This is a genomic window from Sphingopyxis sp. 2PD, from assembly GCF_005503695.1.
Taxonomy (GTDB): domain Bacteria; phylum Pseudomonadota; class Alphaproteobacteria; order Sphingomonadales; family Sphingomonadaceae; genus Sphingopyxis.
Window position 1 is genome coordinate 47,549 of sequence record NZ_SCMU01000011.1, and the last position, 17,570, is coordinate 65,118.

21 protein-coding genes are annotated in these 17,570 nt (G+C 65.3%); 5 read left to right on the forward strand and 16 right to left on the reverse strand.

Translation table 11 applies throughout. The features are described 5' to 3' along the window. Positions 1-186: 186 nt before the first annotated feature. The 12 genes from FFS18_RS10160 to FFS18_RS10215 all read right to left on the reverse strand — a co-directional run bounded on the left by FFS18_RS10160 (position 187) and on the right by FFS18_RS10215 (position 9,871). The gene (locus tag FFS18_RS10160) at positions 187-1,551 is read right to left on the reverse strand and encodes an ammonium transporter (RefSeq protein WP_137870716.1); all 1,365 of its coding nucleotides are present in this window, start codon (positions 1,549-1,551) and stop codon (positions 187-189) included. 17 nt (positions 1,552-1,568) lie between these two features. Beyond that, the gene (locus FFS18_RS10165) at positions 1,569-1,907 is read right to left on the reverse strand and encodes a P-II family nitrogen regulator (protein WP_003043080.1); all 339 of its coding nucleotides are present in this window, start codon (positions 1,905-1,907) and stop codon (positions 1,569-1,571) included. 656 nt (positions 1,908-2,563) lie between these two features. Beyond that, complete coding sequence (locus tag FFS18_RS10170; RefSeq protein WP_137870717.1) at positions 2,564-3,259, reverse strand: endonuclease/exonuclease/phosphatase family protein; 696 nt, start codon at positions 3,257-3,259, stop codon at positions 2,564-2,566. 4 nt (positions 3,260-3,263) lie between these two features. Continuing rightward, complete coding sequence (locus FFS18_RS10175) at positions 3,264-3,509, reverse strand: putative signal transducing protein (protein ID WP_137870718.1); 246 nt, start codon at positions 3,507-3,509, stop codon at positions 3,264-3,266. Continuing rightward, positions 3,509-4,075, reverse strand: coding sequence for a pyridoxamine 5'-phosphate oxidase family protein (locus FFS18_RS10180; protein ID WP_137870719.1), 567 nt, complete (start codon positions 4,073-4,075; stop codon positions 3,509-3,511). Before FFS18_RS10180 ends, FFS18_RS10175 begins: the two co-directional genes overlap by 1 nt. Positions 4,076-4,103: 28 nt before the next feature. Next, the gene (locus tag FFS18_RS10185) at positions 4,104-4,670 is read right to left on the reverse strand and encodes a DUF924 family protein (protein ID WP_249340363.1); all 567 of its coding nucleotides are present in this window, start codon (positions 4,668-4,670) and stop codon (positions 4,104-4,106) included. 107 nt (positions 4,671-4,777) lie between these two features. Then, positions 4,778-5,182, reverse strand: a complete 405-nt coding sequence (locus tag FFS18_RS10190; RefSeq protein WP_137870720.1) for a hypothetical protein — start codon at positions 5,180-5,182, stop codon at positions 4,778-4,780. An 80-nt stretch (positions 5,183-5,262) separates the two neighbouring features. Beyond that, positions 5,263-6,489 (reverse strand): hypothetical protein, encoded by a 1,227-nt coding sequence (locus FFS18_RS10195; protein WP_137870721.1) that lies wholly within the window; start codon positions 6,487-6,489, stop codon positions 5,263-5,265. Positions 6,490-6,790: 301 nt separating this feature from the next. Next, the gene (tldD, locus tag FFS18_RS10200) at positions 6,791-8,233 is read right to left on the reverse strand and encodes a metalloprotease TldD (RefSeq protein WP_137870722.1); all 1,443 of its coding nucleotides are present in this window, start codon (positions 8,231-8,233) and stop codon (positions 6,791-6,793) included. 42 nt (positions 8,234-8,275) lie between these two features. Further along, positions 8,276-8,767 carry a DUF4402 domain-containing protein gene (locus FFS18_RS10205; RefSeq protein WP_171005277.1) on the reverse strand — a complete coding sequence of 164 codons (492 nt, stop codon included), beginning with the start codon at positions 8,765-8,767 and terminating at the stop codon, positions 8,276-8,278. Positions 8,768-8,970: 203 nt separating this feature from the next. Further along, the gene (locus FFS18_RS10210) at positions 8,971-9,168 is read right to left on the reverse strand and encodes a zinc-finger domain-containing protein (protein ID WP_120217403.1); all 198 of its coding nucleotides are present in this window, start codon (positions 9,166-9,168) and stop codon (positions 8,971-8,973) included. A 142-nt stretch (positions 9,169-9,310) separates the two neighbouring features. Next, the gene (locus FFS18_RS10215; RefSeq protein ID WP_232014727.1) at positions 9,311-9,871 is read right to left on the reverse strand and encodes a DUF4402 domain-containing protein; all 561 of its coding nucleotides are present in this window, start codon (positions 9,869-9,871) and stop codon (positions 9,311-9,313) included. A gap of 112 nt (positions 9,872-9,983) precedes the next feature. Between FFS18_RS10215 and FFS18_RS10220 the strand changes: the two genes are divergently transcribed. The 3 genes from FFS18_RS10220 to FFS18_RS10230 all read left to right on the forward strand — a co-directional run bounded on the left by FFS18_RS10220 (position 9,984) and on the right by FFS18_RS10230 (position 13,041). After that, on the forward strand, positions 9,984-10,907 hold the full coding sequence (locus tag FFS18_RS10220; protein ID WP_137870724.1) for an ABC transporter ATP-binding protein: 924 nt from the start codon (positions 9,984-9,986) through the stop codon (positions 10,905-10,907). Between the two features lie 99 nt (positions 10,908-11,006). After that, positions 11,007-12,593 (forward strand): L-aspartate oxidase, encoded by a 1,587-nt coding sequence (nadB, locus tag FFS18_RS10225; RefSeq protein ID WP_137870725.1) that lies wholly within the window; start codon positions 11,007-11,009, stop codon positions 12,591-12,593. 55 nt (positions 12,594-12,648) lie between these two features. After that, entirely contained in the window at positions 12,649-13,041 is a 393-nt protein-coding gene (locus FFS18_RS10230; RefSeq protein ID WP_120217400.1) for a GxxExxY protein, read from the forward strand. A 39-nt stretch (positions 13,042-13,080) separates the two neighbouring features. On the opposite strand, the gene FFS18_RS10235 is transcribed toward FFS18_RS10230, so the two are convergent. The 3 genes from FFS18_RS10235 to FFS18_RS10245 all read right to left on the reverse strand — a co-directional run bounded on the left by FFS18_RS10235 (position 13,081) and on the right by FFS18_RS10245 (position 15,252). Continuing rightward, complete coding sequence (locus tag FFS18_RS10235) at positions 13,081-13,329, reverse strand: GlsB/YeaQ/YmgE family stress response membrane protein (protein ID WP_137870726.1); 249 nt, start codon at positions 13,327-13,329, stop codon at positions 13,081-13,083. Continuing rightward, on the reverse strand, positions 13,326-14,534 hold the full coding sequence (locus FFS18_RS10240; RefSeq protein WP_137870727.1) for a M20 metallopeptidase family protein: 1,209 nt from the start codon (positions 14,532-14,534) through the stop codon (positions 13,326-13,328). Before FFS18_RS10240 ends, FFS18_RS10235 begins: the two co-directional genes overlap by 4 nt. A gap of 79 nt (positions 14,535-14,613) precedes the next feature. Continuing rightward, the gene (locus FFS18_RS10245) at positions 14,614-15,252 is read right to left on the reverse strand and encodes a ferric reductase-like transmembrane domain-containing protein (RefSeq protein WP_137870728.1); all 639 of its coding nucleotides are present in this window, start codon (positions 15,250-15,252) and stop codon (positions 14,614-14,616) included. Positions 15,253-15,327: 75 nt separating this feature from the next. Here FFS18_RS10245 and FFS18_RS10250 point away from each other — a divergent pair, with 75 nt between their 5' ends. Continuing rightward, the gene (locus tag FFS18_RS10250; RefSeq protein WP_137870729.1) at positions 15,328-15,654 is read left to right on the forward strand and encodes a PadR family transcriptional regulator; all 327 of its coding nucleotides are present in this window, start codon (positions 15,328-15,330) and stop codon (positions 15,652-15,654) included. After that, positions 15,651-16,247, forward strand: a complete 597-nt coding sequence (locus tag FFS18_RS10255; RefSeq protein ID WP_137870730.1) for a hypothetical protein — start codon at positions 15,651-15,653, stop codon at positions 16,245-16,247. Before FFS18_RS10250 ends, FFS18_RS10255 begins: the two co-directional genes overlap by 4 nt. On the opposite strand, the gene FFS18_RS10260 is transcribed toward FFS18_RS10255, so the two are convergent. Continuing rightward, positions 16,244-17,419, reverse strand: coding sequence for an acyl-CoA dehydrogenase family protein (locus FFS18_RS10260; RefSeq protein WP_137870731.1), 1,176 nt, complete (start codon positions 17,417-17,419; stop codon positions 16,244-16,246). The genes FFS18_RS10255 and FFS18_RS10260 overlap by 4 nt on opposite strands. Positions 17,420-17,570 lie beyond the last annotated feature (151 nt).

The window sequence follows — 17,570 nt, forward strand, 5'->3', positions numbered from 1 at the left end:
AACAAAATTACCGAGGGCTGTTGCGCGGCGGCCACAGTAGCAGAATGCAAGCTTGGGGCGTCCACGCCCAAAAAAATGGCCGGGACATGTGTCCCGGCCAGTGGTTCGCAGGAGGAACCTGGTAAGGATCCCGCCGCCGCCGTTTGAAAGGAGAGAGAGACGTGCGGCGACGGGTATCCTGTCTCGTCAATAATTATAGGCGCGCTCGCCATGCTCGCCGAGGTCGAGGCCTTCGCGTTCGACCTCTGCCGCGACGCGGCCGCCGGTGACGGCCTTGGCAATGTAGAAGGCGATGGCCGAACCGACCGCGGACCAGAGGACGGCGACGCCGACCGACTTGATCTGGATCCACAGCTGGCTGCCAAGGACATAATCGTCGCCGGCCGGACCGCCGAGCGCAGGCAGCATCGTGACCGCGGTCAGCACCGACCCGATCAGGCCGCCGACGCCGTGGATGCCGAACACGTCGAGCGAATCGTCAAAGCCGAGCTTGGCCTTCAGCTTCATCACGACGATGCAGCAGACGACACCCGCGACGGCGCCGAGCAGGATCGCGCCGAACGGGCCCGAATTGCCCGCTGCCGGGGTAACCGCGACCAGACCGGCGATCGCCCCCGAACAGGCACCGAGCAGCGACCCCTTGTGGCCGAGGGCGCGTTCGGTGAGCATCCAGAACAGCACGCCGGCGGCGGTGGCGGTAAAGGTGTTGATCAGCGCGAGACCCGCCGACCCATTGGCTTCGAGCGCCGAGCCGGCGTTGAAGCCGAACCAGCCCACCCACAGCAGGCCGGTACCGATCAGCGTCATGGTCAGCGAGTGCGGTGCCATGATGTCTTTCTGATAGCCATTGCGCTTGCCGATGATCAGGCATCCGACCAGCGCCGCGACGCCCGCGTTGATGTGGACGACGGTGCCGCCGGCAAAGTCGAGCGCGCCCCAGCCAAAGATCAGGCCGGTGGCTTCGTCGGTGCCGCCCAGATACCAGACCATGTGCGCGATCGGGTAATAGACGATCGACAGCCAGACGATCGCAAAGACCATCACCGCCGAAAATTTCATGCGTTCGACGAGTCCGCCGAGCACCAGCGCGACGGTGATCGCCGAAAAGGTCATCTGGAACGCGATGAAGACGAATTCGGGGATGACGACGCCGTCGGTAAAGGTCGCGACGGTCGAATCGGCGGTCACCCCGGCGAGGAACAGCTTGCCCGACGAGATGAACTGGTTGGCGTCGCCGCCAAAGGCCAGGCTGTAGCCGAACATCACCCACATGATCATCGCCAAGCTGGCGACCGCGATGATCTGGGTCAGCACCGACAGCATATTCTTGGTACGGACGAGGCCGCCATAGAAGAGCGCGAGGCCGGGGACGATCATCGCCATGACCAGCACGGTCGCGGTGATCATCCATGCGGTGTCGCCCTTGTCGGGCGTCGGCGCGGCGGCTTCGGCGACCGCAGGCGCGGCTTCCTGCGCCCAGGCGGGCAGCGCGGCGAACAGCGAGAGGCCCATGGCCCCGGCGCCCGCCGCAAGTTTATTTGCGAACGTCATACTTTCCCCCTTTGTCATCACAGTGCCGCCTCGCCGGTCTCGCCGGTGCGGATGCGCACCGCCTGACCCACGTCGAGAACGAAAATCTTGCCGTCGCCGATCGACCCGGTGCCGGCGCTTTGCTGGAGCGTTTCGACCACCCGCGGCGCAAGCGCGTCATCGCAGACGAGCTCGATCTTCACCTTCGGCACCATGTTGGTCGCATATTCGGCGCCGCGATAGATTTCGGTCTGCCCCTTTTGCCGACCGAACCCCTTGACCTCGGTCACGGTCATGCCGGCGATACCCAAGCCGGTGAGCGCTTCGCGCACCTCGTCGAGCTTGAATGGTTTAATGATTGCCAGGATCAGCTTCATGATGCCCCCTTTTGCCCAATAGCATCATGTTGCGGTGCAACAGCCGTGCCAGATTACGCACGGCGCGGAAAAGTTAACATTTTGTGACGGGTTTTCTGCGATCAGGCGAATAATCGGTCGTTTACTGGGCAGGTGAGGCAGGGGTTTGCCTAAAATTTAGGCATTGTGCGACGATAGTTCACGTCTTGGCAATGACAGCCCCAGACCGAAGATAGCCCCTCAAACATCGTCATCCCGGGCCCTTCGACAAGCTCAGGACAGGCTTGATCCGGGATCCATGACTTCGGCGCTGCGATGGATCCCGGATCAAGTCCGGGATGACGAGGGTCGGGTAGCGACCGGTTGCGGACATCGATCCTCCCTGTCGCGCAGCGATGGGGAGGTGGCAGCGCGAAGCGCTGACGGAGGGGCTCTCGCGCAACGTCGCCGCCCCTCCACCATCGCCTACGGCGACGGTCCCCCTCCCCATGGCTTCGCCACAGGGAGGATCCATAGCATCGCCATCCCGGCGAAGGGTGTTCAGAGGCACGTGACTCTGAAACACGATCTCGCCGGTGCGGTAAACCGAGAGGGTGAGACCTCGGCCTTCGCCGGGGTGACGACAAAAAATTGACCGTCCGCTCCCACCCCAAAGCAGCAATCCAAGACTGTCGGCTTTACCCCGCCGCCCGGAACTGCGCCCAGATCGGCAGATGGTCCGATGCGCGCGCGGCGAGCGCGCTGCGATGCACCCCCGCGTCCACCGCCTCCAAGTCGGGCGAGGCGAAAATGCGGTCGAGTTTTGCGACCGGGCGGCGGCTGTGGAAGCTGTGGCCGGTGTCGATCAGCCGGTGGCGCTCGCCGAAATCGTGGAGGCAGCCGCCCTGGTTCCGCCATTCGTTGCAGTCGCCCATCAGGATCGTCGGCAAGTCCTCGCCTTCGGCGACATGGTTCAGGATCGCGCGCGCCTGATGGCGGCGACGCAGCCCGGAAATGTCGAGGTGCATGCCAACGACGCGGAGCCGCGTGTCGCCGATGCGGATCGTCGCCGCGACAGCGCCGCGCGGTTCGAGGGTCGGCAGGTGGAGCGCATGGCTTTCCTCGACCTCGGCGCCCTTGCGGACGAGCAGCGCATTGCCGTGCCAGCCGATGCTGTGCGGGCGATTGTCGAGCGCGACCGCGACATAATCGCTGTGCTCGTCCAGCATATGCGGCGGGATCGCGCTGGCGCGGGTGCCGAAGCGCCGGTCGGCCTCCTGCAGCGCGACGATGTCGGCGTCGAGCTCGCCGAGCACCGCCAGCACCCGCCCGGGATCGCGGCGGCGGTCGAGCCCGATGCCCTTGCGCATATTGTAACTGGCAACTTTGATCATGGTCTCAGCGGTCTAGCGCTCCAGCCGCCAAGCCGTTCCCCGGATTCTCAAATTCCGCCAGCAAGGCTCGCGCTTCGTCCAGATCCTCGTCGAGCACCATGATCCGCACCGGGATCATCAGCCCGACGCTTTCGGCGATGTTCATCCCGGCGTCGAAACACACCGCATGCAGCCCGGCGCTTTCGATCCGCCCGCGCAGCAGCTCGGCCTCGGCGCCGTTGGGAATGCGGACCAGTTCGACGAGTGGCATCAGGCGGTCTCTCCCTCGATGAAGCGGTCGGTCGGCCGCGTCGGCAGGCCGTCGATGCTTTTGGTGCGGCCGAGCGTCTTTTCGACCCACAGCGCGCGATCGGCCTGGCGATGGTATTTTTGCAGCGTGTCGCGCTCCTGTTGCAGCTCCATCATCGGCACCCCCCAGCCACAGCTGGTCTGGACGCTTTCCACATCGATCACGAAAATCTGGCGGGTGCCGGGCAGCAGGGTGAAATGTGCCGCAAGCGCGTCCCATTCATCGTCCTGCGGCAACACCGGACGGCCGCGGCCATAGATGCGCAGGATCAGCGCGCTGCGATCAAAGGCGCAGAACATGATCGTGATGCGGCCATCGGCGGCGAGGTGCGCGTGGGTTTCGTTTCCCGATCCGGCAAGGTCGAGATAGGCGACCTGGCTGTCGGACAGGACGCGGAAGCTGTCGGCATAGCCCTTGGGCGACAGGTTGATCCGCGCGTCGGCAGCGGCGGTCGCGGTGAAATAGACCGGCTGTTTTTCGATGAAAGCGATATGTTTGTCGGTCAGCGTATCGGTGAATTCGGCCATGGCTCGTCTCCGTGTCGGCGCCGTCCTATCACCAATTCTTGCCCTCTTCTATCGCCTCAACCTCCTCGGGCCGCGTCGCACGGCCGAGCGCTTCGTTGCGGTGCGGAAAGCGGCCGAAGCGGTCGATGATGTCGAAATGCTTTTGGGCGTAATCGTGAAAGACCGGATCGGCGAGCTGGGTCATCAGCCGGAGCGATTCGCGCTGGTCGGCGATATCCTCGCTATGCTCGAAGGGCAGATAAGCGAACTGGCGCCGCTCGTCGGGCCACGCCTGGTCCCACCCCTTGGCGACGATGCCGCGCGCAATCGCGCGGGCCAAGCTGTCGGTGGCAAAGGCGTCGGCATGGCCACGATAGATGTTGCGCGGCACCTGGTCGAACAGGATCGCGGCGGCGAGCGCGGTGTCGGGATCGGCAAGGAAGGTTTCGGCGGGCTGCGAACGGAGCGCCGTGTGCCAATCCTCGGCCAGGTTGCGCACTTCGGCGTCAAAATCGGGGCCGCCGCCGTACCAGTCGTCCATCCCATGCGCGTTGAACCAGAAGGCGAGGAGTTGTTGCGGCCAGTCGGCGGGCGGGGTGGAATTACTTTGCGTCACGCGCCGTCAAATCCTCAGCTAGAGACATTCGCCATCCCGGCGCAGGGTGTTGGGAGTCACGTGCCTCCCAACACCCTGCGCCGGGATGACGATGACAGGTGGAGCGGCTACTCGCCCTTCACGCGCCGATACGGCACGAATTTCCCGAGCGAGACAAAGCCGCTGTACATATGGCTGCTGCGATCGTGCAATTGCACTGCGTCGATGCTGCACAGCTGGCTGCCCGACAATTTGGTGACCAGCATGTCGTCGTCATCGAGTGACGACGCCCCGCCTTCGGGCCGGTTGACCCACAGGGTGCCGCCGACGCGATAGACGATCGCGGTCTTGTCGATCACCTGGCTGCTCCGCGCCATCGACAGCGGGATGCAATTTCGCGGTTCGCCCGCGACGCGGCCTTCGAGCAGCTTGGCCAGCTGATCTTCGGGCGCGAGCCGCTCGCGCGCGCTGGCTGTCGCGGGGATTGCGGCGAGCGCGGCAGCGGCCAAAATCATCGGAATGTGCAGACGCATGGTTCGACTCCTGCCTTCAACATATCCTACCCGCCGCCGCCCTACGCCAACGCGCGTGAACAGGGGCTGACCGGCGCGGATCAGCACGCCCCGTCGGGCAACGGGATGCCGAGCGGACCTTTGCATTTCTTCTTCTTCGCGGGCTCGGCAGGGGTGCTGCTGCTGCCCGACCCGCCCATGCCGCCGAAATCGGCACCGATCATCAACATGGTATGCGACCGAAAGCGCACTTTCGCGGTCCAGTCGATGTTCCATACCGCATTGCCCGCGGGCTTGGGCGGATAGGAGAAATTGGCCTCGGGGCCAAAGGCATTGAGGTTGCCGATCATCATCTCCCCCGAAGCCTTCTTGACCTCGGCGGGGATCGCGCAGCTCGTCTGTGCGGGCGGCATCACGACCTTCTTCGCCACCAGCCCCGCGACCGTCGCGGGCGGCAGCCAATCCCACAGTCCGCCGCCGAATTCACGCGCGTTGCTGCTCGTCCACCACACCATGTCGCCCCCCGCGCTGCCGCGGTCCATGCCGCCGAACGCCCAGGCGACATAGCCGGTGGCGGGAACCAGCTGGTTCCACCGGATCATCACCGATCCGTCGCCCTGCATCGTCGTCGAAGCATTCAGCCCGGGCATATAATCCTGCGCCAAGGTGAAGTTGATTTCTGGCCCGACATTGCCCGCGATCCGGTGCGCGCCGAGCAGCGAGGATCCCGACGATGGTTGTTTCGACGATTTGCTGTTCGGCCAGCTGGCGTAGGATTTGCTGTTCGACGCCATCACCTCGCGGATGCGCGGAACGGTGGTGGTGAACAGATTGGGCGGCATCTGCCCTGCGGCGACCTTGGCGAAATCGATGATCACCGGCTGCCCCGGCCCGGCTTTGGCGCCGCAGCCCCAGAACAGCAGCAGGCGGCCCTTGGGACGCTCAAAATCCTTCGGCATTTCATTGCCATCCTCGCGCTCGCGCGGCTTGCCGGGTTCGGGGCCGAGCAGCGGCACCGACTTGCCGAGCTTGGCCTGCGGCAGGAAGAAATGATCGGCCTTGACCGGCGGCGCGGTCGGCGTCTGGTTCGACCCCAGCCGCAGCTCCAGCGTGTGCGCGACCTTGCCGTCGGGGCCGCCGCCGAACATCATCCCCATCATGTTGCCGACCCCGCGTCCGCCCGCCGCCATCGCGGCAAAGCCCGACGCGGTTGCGACGTCCATTTCATAGCGCTCGACGGGGCCGGTGGTCTTTTGCGCCGAACCCGGCACGGCGGCGAGCATCGCGGCAATGGCGGCGACGGAAACGAAACGCAGACTCGAACGCATGAATATCCTCCCTGTTGCCGGGGAAGACCCGGCGGACAATGCGGCCCGATTTCTTTTCTGTTTGAAGGGACTATAGGCGCGCAAAAGCGGCCCGCCAAGTGAGGCGCGTCACACCTAACAAATCCTCCCCCTTGATGGGGGAGGCAGCGAGACTTGCCAGCTTGCTGGCTAGTCGCAGCGGTGGGGGTGCTCTCGCGTCCTGAAACAGGGGGCGAATGGACGCGCCTTCACCCTCATCCAACTCCGCCTAATCGCTTCGCGATGAGGCTCCGTATCCTTCTGCCATCAAGGGAGAAGGAATTTACGCCGTCCCGCCGACGGTCAGCCCGTTCACGAGCAAGGTCGGCTGGCCGACGCCCGCGGGGACGCTCTGGCCGCCCTTGCCGCAGATGCCGATGCCTTCGTCGATCGCCATGTCGTTGCCGATGCCCATCACCTTGGTCAGCACGCTCGGCCCGTCGCCGATCAGGGTCGCACCCTTGATCGAATCGCCCAGCTTGCCGTTCTCGATCTTATAGGCTTCGGTACAGCTGAACACGAACTTGCCCGATACGATGTCGACCTGTCCGCCGCCAAAGCTCTTGGCGAAAATGCCGTTCTTGACGCGGCTGAGCAGTTCGGCGGGATCGTCGTTGCCCCCGCGCATGAAGGTGTTGGTCATCCGCGGCATCGGCGCGTGGGCAAAGCTCTCGCGCCGCCCGTTGCCGGTCGGTTCGAGCCCCATAAGGCGGGCGTTGAGGCGGTCCTGCATATAGCCCTTCAAAATGCCGTCCTCGATCAGCACCGTCTCCCCGGTCGGGGTGCCTTCATCATCGATGCTGAGCGACCCGCGACGACCGCCGCCGACGGGGCTCTCCATCGCGCCGTCGTCGACCACCGTCACCCCCGGCGCGGCGACGCGCTCGCCAATGCGGCCCGAAAAGGCGCTGGTGCCCTTGCGGTTGAAATCGCCCTCGAGCCCGTGGCCGACCGCCTCGTGGAGCAGCACACCGGGCCAGCCGGGGCCGAGCAACACGGTAAACTCGCCCGCAGGGGCGTCGACGGCGCGCAGGTTTACCAGCGCCTGTGCCAGCGCCTCGTCGATCGCGCGGTTCCACTGCGCGGGCTCGAACAGATGGTCGTACATGTAACGCCCACCGAGCCCGAAAACCCCGCTCTCGCGGCGGCCGTTCTCCTCGACCACGATCGAGACGTTGAGGCGGACGAGCGGGCGGATGTCGGTGGCGAGGAAGCCGTCGGCGCGGACGATTTCGACCACCGACCAGCTGCCCGCGAGGCTGACCGACACCTGCGCGATACGCGGATCGCGCGCGCGCGCCGCGGCGTCGATTTCCTGGCACAGCGCGACCTTTTTCGCGAAGGGGATCAGGTCGAGCGGGTTCGCCTCGTCATACAAATGGCGGTTGGTGCGCGGCGGCGGCGCAGTGTGCGGCTGGCTGGCAGGATCGAGCAGCGCCAGCGTCTCGGCGGCGCGGCGGATCGCCCCGGCGCTGATGTCGCTGGCATGGGCGAACCCCGTCATCTCACCCGACACGGCGCGCAGCCCGAACCCGGCGTCGGTCGAATAGTCGGCGGTCTTGAGGCGGCCGTCGTCGAAGCCGAAGCTCTCGGTCGCGCGATATTGCAGGTAAAGCTCGCCGTCGTCGGCCTTGGCGAGCGCTTCGCGCGCAAGCGCCTGTGCCAGGTCGGGGTCGAGCGCGTCGGCACGGTAGAGGAAGCGGCGGGGGTCGGTGAGACTGGTCATGCGGCCGATATAGGCATGGCGCGTCGCGCGCGCAAACCGCCGTCAGAGATAATTGACGGTGAGCGTGAACGTGCCGCTGTAATCGCCCGCGGGCTGGTTTGCCGGGACCGTGAGGGTGCCGCCGATGTAATAGGTCTGCACCCCGCTGGGCAGCAGCGTTGCGCCCAGCAGCGCGATGCCGCCGCCGCTGGTACTGGCGGCGCGCACCAGGCTGGCGGTCATGTTGGGCGCACCGCCGCCGATCCGCGCCAGCGTCACCGACGTGCTGCCCGATACGGTGATCAGGAAAATTCCCCCGGTTCCCTGGAATGTAGCGCGCTGCGCAGTGGTGCCGACGAGGGTCACGCCGCCGCCCGAGCTTCGCGCATTGGTGACCGGGTTGACGGTGACGGTACCGCCGGTCGGGCCGCTGACCAGCGTCCCGAAGTTCAGATCGTCGGTCTTGATCAGCGTGTTGGGGCGCACGATCGCTGCATTGGCGGTGACGTTGGTGTCAGCCGCCTGTACGGGCGCGCACGACATGGCTGCCGCCATGGCGGCGGCAATGGTCAGGGCGCGCGCGGCATCCCGACAGCTTCTGGTCCCTCGAATCCCCACAGATTCTGCTCCTGTCTGGCACATTTATGCCAGCGGGACGTGAGTGGTTGATGCACGGGCGTGGTAAAGCGGCTGTTTATTCCTGCGCGCGCCGGTCGCGCGCCGCGCCGCTTGAGTCCCGTCGGCGACCCCGCCGATGCCTAAGCTTTATCGGCGACCCCGCCGATCAGGATGAAGCGCCGGTCGCAATAGCCGCAGTCGGCGAACCCCGCGTCGGGGTCGATTTCCAGCCACACGCGCGGGTGGCCGAGCGCGGCGTTGGCAAGGCCGTCGCCGGTGCCGTCGCAGGCGATGCGGGTTTTCGGGGTGCGGATGGTTTCGGGCGCGGGCTGGGTCATCGATCGCGCCCATAGCAAGCGCGCGGGGCGGGAGCAATCGGGGTCTGCGCCGTCGAACGACCGGCAGGGGACATGCGGCACCGGCCAATATTCTTGCGAATATAGGTGGTCATCCGGTGCCGCTTCTTCCCCCACAGAAGCTCTAGAGATAGTTGAGTGTGACCGTGAACGTCCCGCTGTAGTCGCCGGGCGCCTGGTTGGCGCCGACTTCCAGCGTCGCGCCGATTGGAAAGTTGTAGTTGCCGAGCGCCGACGTGATCCGGAACCGCGTCGGCGATGTCGACAGGATCGCGGTCGGGGTGCTGCCGATTTCGAACGTGCGGGCGCGCATGCGCACCCCCGGTCCGGTCAGCCAGATCGTGTTCGACCCCAGCGAAATATTGACCTGGCGGTTGACCGTGCCGAGCCCGGCAAAACGCGCCGGTTCGCCGCCGTTACCGGCCAGCGTGACGCCGCCGGTGCGGCTGCGCGACCCGTCGGGCGCCAGCGTCACCGTTCCCGCGACGTTCGACGGAATGATGTCGCCAAAGCTGAGGTCGTTGACCTTGAAGAAGGATAGGGGGCGCAGCACGATGGCTTCGCTTTGCGCCTGCGCCGTTTGCTGGGCATGGGCCGGCGCCGCAATGGCCGGGGCCATCAGCAGCGCGCAAGCGGCGATGCCGCGCAGCATGAACTGCGGGTTTTGGGTGTGTCTGGTCCTCACAACATTGGTCCTAGCGGCGATTATCCAACATAGCGTTAACGCCGCGCCCACGAAAAGCGGCGGCAGCGATGAAGGCTTTTACAGGCCGGGGTGCGCGGCTATGGAAGCGGCCATGACCGAAGCCGCCATCCGCATCGACGCCGTCTCCAAAACCTATGCCGGCGGCAAGCAGGCGCTCGACAATGTCAGCTTCGACGTCCCGCGCGGCCAGATTTTCGGGCTTTTGGGGCCGAACGGGGCGGGCAAGTCGACTTTGATCAATATCCTGGCGGGGCTGGTCAACAAGACGAGTGGCAGCGCGAGCATCTGGGGCTTCGACATCGACGCCGATCCCAGAAACGCCAAATATTCGATCGGCATCGTGCCGCAGGAAATCGTCTTCGATCCGTTTTTTACGCCGTTCGAGACGCTCGAGAATCAGGCCGGCCTGTACGGCGTGCCCAGGGCGAAGCGGATTTCGGACGCGCTGCTCGCCGCGGTGCATCTGACCGACAAGCGCGATGCCTATGCGCGCACGCTGTCGGGGGGCATGAAGCGCCGCCTGCTCGTCGCCAAGGCGATGGTGCATTCGCCGCCGATCATCGTGCTCGACGAGCCGACCGCGGGGGTCGATATCGAACTGCGCCAGCAGCTCTGGGAATATGTGCAGTCCTTGAACGACTGCGGAGTCACCGTGGTGCTGACGACGCACTATTTGGAGGAAGCCGAGGAGCTGTGCGACCGCATCGCGATCATCAACCATGGCAGGCTGATCGCGAACAAGCCGACGCGCGAGCTGGTCGACATGGCGCGCGAGAAGATCGTCGTGGTGACGCTCGACCAGGATATCGTCCAACTGCCGTCGCATCCCGCCTTCGACAAGGTGGAGCGCGAGGGCGAGCGCGGGCTCGCGATCAGCTACAACAAGGACCGCATGAACGCGGGCGAGGTGCTCGCCGCGGTCAATGCGATGGGCCATGGCATCGTCGACGTCTCGACCCGCGAGGCCGATCTCGAGGACGTCTTCCTCAACCTGACGCGCGCGGCGAATGCCTAGCCTCTCTTTTCCGTTCGCATCGAGCGAAGTCGAGATGCCCTTCGGAATGGCGCGAGGCAGCGGGGTGTCTCGACTTCGCTCGACACGAACGGAATTTTGATGGCCGCTGATTCTTCACACGACGTCATCATCGTCGGCTCGGGCGCTGCCGGGCTCACCGCCGCGATCGCGCTCGCCGATCATTGTCGCGTGCTCGTGCTCGCGAAAGGCGAGCTCACCGGCGGGTCGACCGCCTGGGCGCAAGGCGGGATCGCCGCGGTGCTCGATGCGGGCGACACCTTCGAAAATCATATCGAGGACACGATGGTCGCGGGCGGCGGATTGAACCGGCGCGAGACGGTCGAGTTCGTCGTCGAGAATGCGCCCGCCTCGATCGAACGGCTGGTCGAGATGGGCGTGCCTTTCAACAAGGACAGCGACGCGCTGCACCTGACGCGCGAGGGCGGCCACTCGCACCGCCGCATCGTCCATGTCGACGACGCGACCGGCTGGGCGGTGCAGGCGGCTTTGCTCAAGACCGCTGCAGCGCATCCGAACATCACCTTGCTTCCGGGGCAGGCGTGCATCGACCTGATCACCGGACGGCATGAGGAACGCTATTCGGGATCGGGCCGCGTGTGGGGCGTCTATGCGCTCGATGAAAAAACCGGGAAGGTCCACGCCCATGTCGGTCGCGCGACGATCCTCGCGAGCGGCGGCGCGGGGCGCGTCTATCAATTCTCTACGGCACCGCGGGGCGCCACCGGCGACGGCATCGCGATGGCCTGGCGCGCCGGCTGCCGCGTGTCGAACATGGAAATGATGCAGTTCCACCCGACCTGCCTCTACAATCTCGACGTCAAGAATTTCCTGATCACCGAGGCGGTGCGCGGCGAGGGCGGTATCCTCAAGCATCCCGTCACCGGCCATCGTTACATGCCCGACTATGACGCGCGCGCCGAACTCGCGCCGCGCGATGTCGTGGCGCGCGCCAACGACGACCAGATCAAGCGCTTCGGGCTCGATTATGTCCACTTGGACATCAGCCATCTCGACCGCGATTTCGTCGCCGGGCATTTCCCGAACATCTACGACAAGCTGCTGACGCTGGGCATCGACATGACCAAGCAGCCGATCCCGGTGGTGCCCGCGCAGCATTATACCTGCGGCGGCATCCTGATCGACCTTGCCGGACGCACCGACCTGCCGGGGCTGTATGCCGCAGGCGAATGCACCGAAAGTGGCCTCCACGGCGCCAATCGCCTCGCATCGAACAGCCTGCTCGAATGTTTCGTCTTCGGCGAAGCGGCGGCAAAGGACATCATCGCGCGCTGGGACCAGCTCGAGCCGCCGCCGCCGATCCGCCCGTGGGACGAAAGCCGCGTCACCGATTCGGACGAAGAGGTGATCATCAAGCAGAACTGGACCGAAATCCGCCGCTTCATGTGGAATTATGTCGGCATCGTGCGCACGACGAAAAGGCTCGAGCGCGCGCAGCACCGCATCCGCCTGCTGACCGGCGAGGTCGAGGATTATTACGGCCACTTCCGCGTCACCACCGACCTGATCGAACTGCGCAACCTGCTCCAATGCGCCGAGCTCATCGTGCGCAGCGCGCTCCACCGCAAGGAAAGCCGCGGGCTGCATTACACGCTCGACTATCCGGCGATGCTTCCACAGGCGGTGGACACGGTGTTGGTGCCGTAAAAAGAATTATCTCACACAAAGACACAAAGACACAAAGGCACAAAGAAGGGTTGGGATGAGCTCCGAAACCGAAGCGCTCGCGACAATTGCAGTGGATTGCGGGTTTAGGCTGCACCGCGACTTGGGACCGGGTCTGCTCGAATCTGTTTATGAAGCGATCCTTGCGGATCAACTAACCCGAAAGGGGCTGTTTGTAGAGCGCCAACGACCGATCCCGATACATTATGACGGAATCGAACTCGCCGAAGGGTTTCGCGCGGACCTGTTGTTGAATGGCAAGCTGCTGATCGAACTAAAATCTGTTGAACGGCTTTCGCCACTTCATCAAAAACAAGTCCTGACCTACCTTCGCCTTCTCGATTTGCCTCTAGGGCTCTTAATGAATTTTGGCGGTGCCACCTTCAAAGAGGGTGTCTGCCGGATCGCCAACGGTAATTTGGCCCGCTGATCTTCTTCGTGGCTTTGTGTCTTTGTGTGAGATAATTTTCTACCCACCTATCCCCAACAACCGCCCGACCAGAATCAACACAATCGCCCCGATCACCGACGCGAAACATCCCGCGCGGTGGAATTCGCCGCGAACGCCGCGCGTCGTCACCAGCCCCGCGAGCAGCGAGCCGCCGATGCCGAGCAGGATCGTCGCGATCCATCCCATCTCGACCGCGCCCGGATAAAAGAAGCGCGCCAGCGCGCCGATGATCAGGCCCGAGATGATCGCGCCGATGATGTTGATCATGTGCCAAACCCTTCATGCAAAAACTGCTCGGCCAGCGCCGCGTGCAGTGCCGCGCCGCGCGCCATCACTTTTTCGTCGAGCACCATATGGTTGCTGTGCAGCCCGCAGCATTGCCGCCAGTCGCTGCCCGCTTCGCTGGCGCCCAGCCAGAACATCGCGCCGGGAACTTTTTCAAGCACGTAGGAGAAATCCTCGGCGCCCATCACCGGATGGTCCATCGTCAGCCAGGCCGCTTCGCCAAAGGTCGCTTCGACGACCGACTGGCCGAAACTCACCGCGCGCGCGTCGCAGACAGTGACGGGGAAGCCCTCGACGATTTCGACCTCGGCGGTGCAGCCATGCGCCTCGGCGATCGCGGGGGCGAGGCGTTTCAGCTCGCGCGCCACCATCGCGCGACGCTCGGGCGACAGGGTACGGATCGTCCCTTGCATCTCGGCGATCTCGGGGATGATATTGTTCGTCGTGCCTGCCGCGATCTTCGCGATCGTCACCACTGCGGGGTCAAAGACCGAGATGCGGCGCGTGACCATCGTCTGGATCGCGGTGACGATCGCGCAGGCGACCGGGATCGGGTCGACCGCATCGTGCGGCATCGACGCGTGGCCCCCCGCGCCCTTGACGGTGATCGACAGCACGTCAGACGAAGCGAGCAGCGGCCCGGCGCGCGACGCAAAAATCCCGTGCGGCGCATTGGGCATGATGTGCAGAGCAAAAGCCGCGTCGGGCAGCGGGTCGATGATCCCGTCATCCAGCATGAAGCGCGCCCCATGATGGCCCTCTTCGCCCGGTTGGAACATGAACATCACCGTTCCCGGCAACCGGTCGCGCGCCGCGCACAGCAGCTTCGCCGCGCCGACGAGCATCGCAACATGCGTGTCATGCCCGCACGCATGCATCGCGCCGCTGATCTCCGACGAGAAATCGAGCCCGGTTTCCTCGAGCAGCGGCAACGCATCCATGTCGCCGCGCAGCAGCACGGTCCGCCCGTTGGCCGGCCCGCGCAGGATGGCGACCAGCCCGGTCGTCGACGGCCCCTCGCGAAATTCAAGCGGCAACCCGGCGAGCGCGTCCTTGATCTTCGCCAGCGTCTTGGGGTTTTGTAGGCCGAGTTCAGGCTCGCGGTGAATGGCGCGGCGCAGGTCGACAAGATCGCCGAGCAGCGTTTCGGCCTCGGCGGGCCAGCTACTGGTGGTGGTAAGCGTCATGCGCGGCCTCTCGTTCGCGGTGGTTTGGCGGTACCTTGTCGCCGAACCACCGCGAAGTCGAGGGGGAGCGCGCCGCGCCCTACGCCAGTGCCGCCGCCCGCCGCTGTTTCCGCCCTGCGACCAAGCGCAGCACGATAACCGCCAGGACCAGCGCGACCGGCAGCGCGTACCAGCCGCTCACCGGGATGCGTTTGCCATTGGTGAAGATGAAGCTGACCGCGACCATCCAGACGCCCCACCAGTGCAGGCGCCCCCAGAACTTGGGGCCGAGCGCCTTGACCATCCGGTCGAACGAGGTCGCGGCGAGCAGCGCGATGAAGACATAGGCGGTGCCGCCCGTCGCGATCGATTTGGGGTTCGTCAGCACCCAGAAGGTGCCGGGATCGGTTTTCCACAGCGCGATGATCGCGAGCGCGTGGATGAAGTGCGACATCGCAAAGCCCAGCCCGAGCTGGCGCCGGTTGCGGCGCATCCAGCGCGTGACGGGGCCGGGCCACAGCTTCACCGCCGCCGACGCGGCAAAGGCGGCGAGGAACAGGACGAGCGATGTGCGCGCGGTGGCGCGGATCACCATGCGAAAGCCTTCGGTGTCCCAACCGATAGCGAAGAGAAAGCCGAGCGACATTGCTGCGAGCGCGCCGGTCAGCGTCCAGAACAACCCCCAGCCTTCGGACAAGCCCTTGGTCGGCACTGCCGCTTCCGTCGTTATCGCCGTCATCCCATCCTCCGATTAAAGCCTAGTGTTGCTAGGTATAACTTGCATGCCTAGCGTTGCAAAGCTAAATCGGCGGGCATGTCTGCGGAAATGCTCAAGGGCCATCTCGATGCCGTGCTGCTCGCCACGATCGGCGACGACGCGCTGCACGGTTATGCGATCATCGAGGCGATCCGCGCGCGCAGCGGCGGCCATTTCGACCTGCCCGAAGGCACAATCTATCCGGCGCTGCACCGGCTCGAACTCGCTGGGCTGCTCGCCAGCCGCTGGGTCCAGCCCAACGGCGGGCGCAAACGGCGCGTCTATGCGCTGACCGACAGCGGCCGTCAGTCGCTGGTCGAGCGGCGCGCGGGCTGGCAGAGCTTTGCCAGCGGCATCGACCGCGTGCTGGGCGCGCGCGCATGAGCGGCCCGATCGCCACCTATCTCGACGAGCTCGATGATGTGCTGGCGTTCGATCCGGGCCTGTCGCGGCGCGTGCGCGCCGAGATCGAATCGCATCTGTGCGACACCGCCGAACAGGTGGGCGAGGCCGATGCAGTGCGGCGCTTTGGCCGTGCGAGCGACATTGCGCGCGCTTATGCCGAGGCGGCCTTGCCCGACCGGTTGCGGCGCTCGTGCGTCGCGGCGGGGCTGCTGGGGGTCGCGACGCTGCTGTTGATGCGGCTGCGCACGGTCGTCCTCGACATCCCGGGCGGCGCCGACCCGCTGACCTGGTTCGATCGCGGCGGACTGGTTGCGGCGCTGGCGTGCATCGGCGCGGCGTGGTGGATGGCGTCGCGGCGCCGGATCGCGCTGGTGCGCCGCTGGTTGCACTTCGCCGCGGGCAGTCTGGCGCTGTCGGTCGGTGCCAGTCTGGTGCGCGCGTTTCAGGGCGCGTCGGGCGATTCGGCGCATGCGCTGATCGTCGGGACCGCGCTCATCGAACTGCTGTTGCTCGGCGGGCTGATGGCGCAGCTGGCGCGGCTCGACCGCTATGCGCGGCGTCTGGCGCTCTAGCGCTTGCCGCCAAACAATTGCCGCCCTGCCAGGTCGAGCATGATCTCCTCGCTGCCGCCGCCGATCGCATTGACGCGCACCTCGCGGTAGATGCGCTCGACTTTGCTGCCGGTGATATAGGACGCGCCGCCCAGCACCTGCGCCGCTTCGCGCGCCACCGCCTCCAGCATCCGCGTCGCCTGTACCTTCAGCATCGCAAAGTCGGCGGGTCGGTCCTTGCCATGCTTGACCTGCCACGCGCAGAGGTCGACCCACGCCTGCGTCGCCTCGATATGGCGCTCCATGTCGGCCAGCTTGATGCGGATCGACTGGTGGCCGACGAGCGGACGCCCGAAGGTTTCGCGCTGCTGCGCCCATTCGGCGGCCTCGGCCATGGCGACGCGCGCATAGGCGCAGCAGCCCATCGCCATGCCGAGCCGCTCGCTGTTGAAATTGCGCATGATGCCGATGAAGCCGCCATTTTCGGCGCCGATCAGATTCGCCGCCGGAACACGAACGTCGCTGAAATGGATCGCCGCGGTGTCGCTGCACCGCCAGCCCATCTTGTCGAGCCGGGTGCGCTCGACGCCGGGGCTGTCCATGTCGATCAGCAGCAGCGAGATACCCGCCGCGCCCGGCCCGCCGGTGCGCACCGCGCAGGTCAGCCAGTCGGCGCGCATGCCGCTGGTGATGAACATCTTGCCGCCGTTGACGATATAATCGTCGCCGTCCTTCACCGCGGTCGTCTTGAGGTTCGCGACATCGCTGCCGCCTCCCGCCTCGGTGATCCCGAGCGCGATGATCTTGTCGCCGCTGAGCACCGGCGGCGCGACGCGCTGCTTCAATTCTTCGGACCCCAGCGCGAGGATCGGCGGCAGTCCGATGCCATGCGTCATCAGCGACGCGCCGAGCCCGCCTGCGCCCACTGCGGCCAGTTCTTCGGTCAGGACAAGACCGTGGAAATTGTCGAAGCCCTCCGAATGGCCGCCATATTGCTCGGGGTAGCGCAGGCCCAATATGCCTGCTTCCGCCGCCTTCTTGTGCAGTTCGCGCGGCAGCTCGCCCTCGGCTTCCCAGCGGTCGATATGCGGCGCGATCTCGCGGGTAACAAAGCGCCGCACGCTCTGCGCCAGCGCCTCATGCGTTTCGTCATAATAGGGCGAGCGGGCGCGCCAGTCGTCGAATGCTGTCATGGGGATGATGCTGCGCGTCGTTTACGTAAACGTCAAGTTCGGACGCGCCGAAGGCACCTTGGAATATCTCACACGAAGACACAAAGGCACAAAGAAGGGAGAAATGCGGCACTCTTTGCGTCTTCGTGTCTTTGTATGAAATATTATGGCG

Bases quoted from the DNA above. Each gene is read 5' to 3' on its own strand.
- FFS18_RS10205 (WP_171005277.1), bottom strand. From the start codon at position 8,767: ATGGCGGCAGCCATGTCGTGCGCGCCCGTACAGGCGGCTGACACCAAC.
- nadB (WP_137870725.1), top strand. From the start codon at position 11,007: ATGGCCGCTGATTCTTCACACGACGTCATCATCGTCGGCTCGGGCGCT.
- FFS18_RS10260 (WP_137870731.1), bottom strand. From the start codon at position 17,419: ATGACAGCATTCGACGACTGGCGCGCCCGCTCGCCCTATTATGACGAA.
- FFS18_RS10165 (WP_003043080.1), bottom strand. From the start codon at position 1,907: ATGAAGCTGATCCTGGCAATCATTAAACCATTCAAGCTCGACGAGGTG.
- FFS18_RS10245 (WP_137870728.1), bottom strand. From the start codon at position 15,252: ATGACGGCGATAACGACGGAAGCGGCAGTGCCGACCAAGGGCTTGTCC.
- FFS18_RS10235 (WP_137870726.1), bottom strand. From the start codon at position 13,329: ATGATCAACATCATCGGCGCGATCATCTCGGGCCTGATCATCGGCGCG.
- FFS18_RS10210 (WP_120217403.1), bottom strand. From the start codon at position 9,168: ATGACCCAGCCCGCGCCCGAAACCATCCGCACCCCGAAAACCCGCATC.
- FFS18_RS10240 (WP_137870727.1), bottom strand. From the start codon at position 14,534: ATGACGCTTACCACCACCAGTAGCTGGCCCGCCGAGGCCGAAACGCTG.
- FFS18_RS10230 (WP_120217400.1), top strand. From the start codon at position 12,649: ATGAGCTCCGAAACCGAAGCGCTCGCGACAATTGCAGTGGATTGCGGG.
- FFS18_RS10255 (WP_137870730.1), top strand. From the start codon at position 15,651: ATGAGCGGCCCGATCGCCACCTATCTCGACGAGCTCGATGATGTGCTG.
- FFS18_RS10170 (WP_137870717.1), bottom strand. From the start codon at position 3,259: ATGATCAAAGTTGCCAGTTACAATATGCGCAAGGGCATCGGGCTCGAC.
- FFS18_RS10195 (WP_137870721.1), bottom strand. From the start codon at position 6,489: ATGCGTTCGAGTCTGCGTTTCGTTTCCGTCGCCGCCATTGCCGCGATG.
- FFS18_RS10220 (WP_137870724.1), top strand. From the start codon at position 9,984: ATGACCGAAGCCGCCATCCGCATCGACGCCGTCTCCAAAACCTATGCC.
- FFS18_RS10175 (WP_137870718.1), bottom strand. From the start codon at position 3,509: ATGCCACTCGTCGAACTGGTCCGCATTCCCAACGGCGCCGAGGCCGAG.
- FFS18_RS10190 (WP_137870720.1), bottom strand. From the start codon at position 5,182: ATGCGTCTGCACATTCCGATGATTTTGGCCGCTGCCGCGCTCGCCGCA.
- FFS18_RS10160 (WP_137870716.1), bottom strand. From the start codon at position 1,551: ATGACGTTCGCAAATAAACTTGCGGCGGGCGCCGGGGCCATGGGCCTC.
- tldD (WP_137870722.1), bottom strand. From the start codon at position 8,233: ATGACCAGTCTCACCGACCCCCGCCGCTTCCTCTACCGTGCCGACGCG.
- FFS18_RS10250 (WP_137870729.1), top strand. From the start codon at position 15,328: ATGTCTGCGGAAATGCTCAAGGGCCATCTCGATGCCGTGCTGCTCGCC.
- FFS18_RS10180 (WP_137870719.1), bottom strand. From the start codon at position 4,075: ATGGCCGAATTCACCGATACGCTGACCGACAAACATATCGCTTTCATC.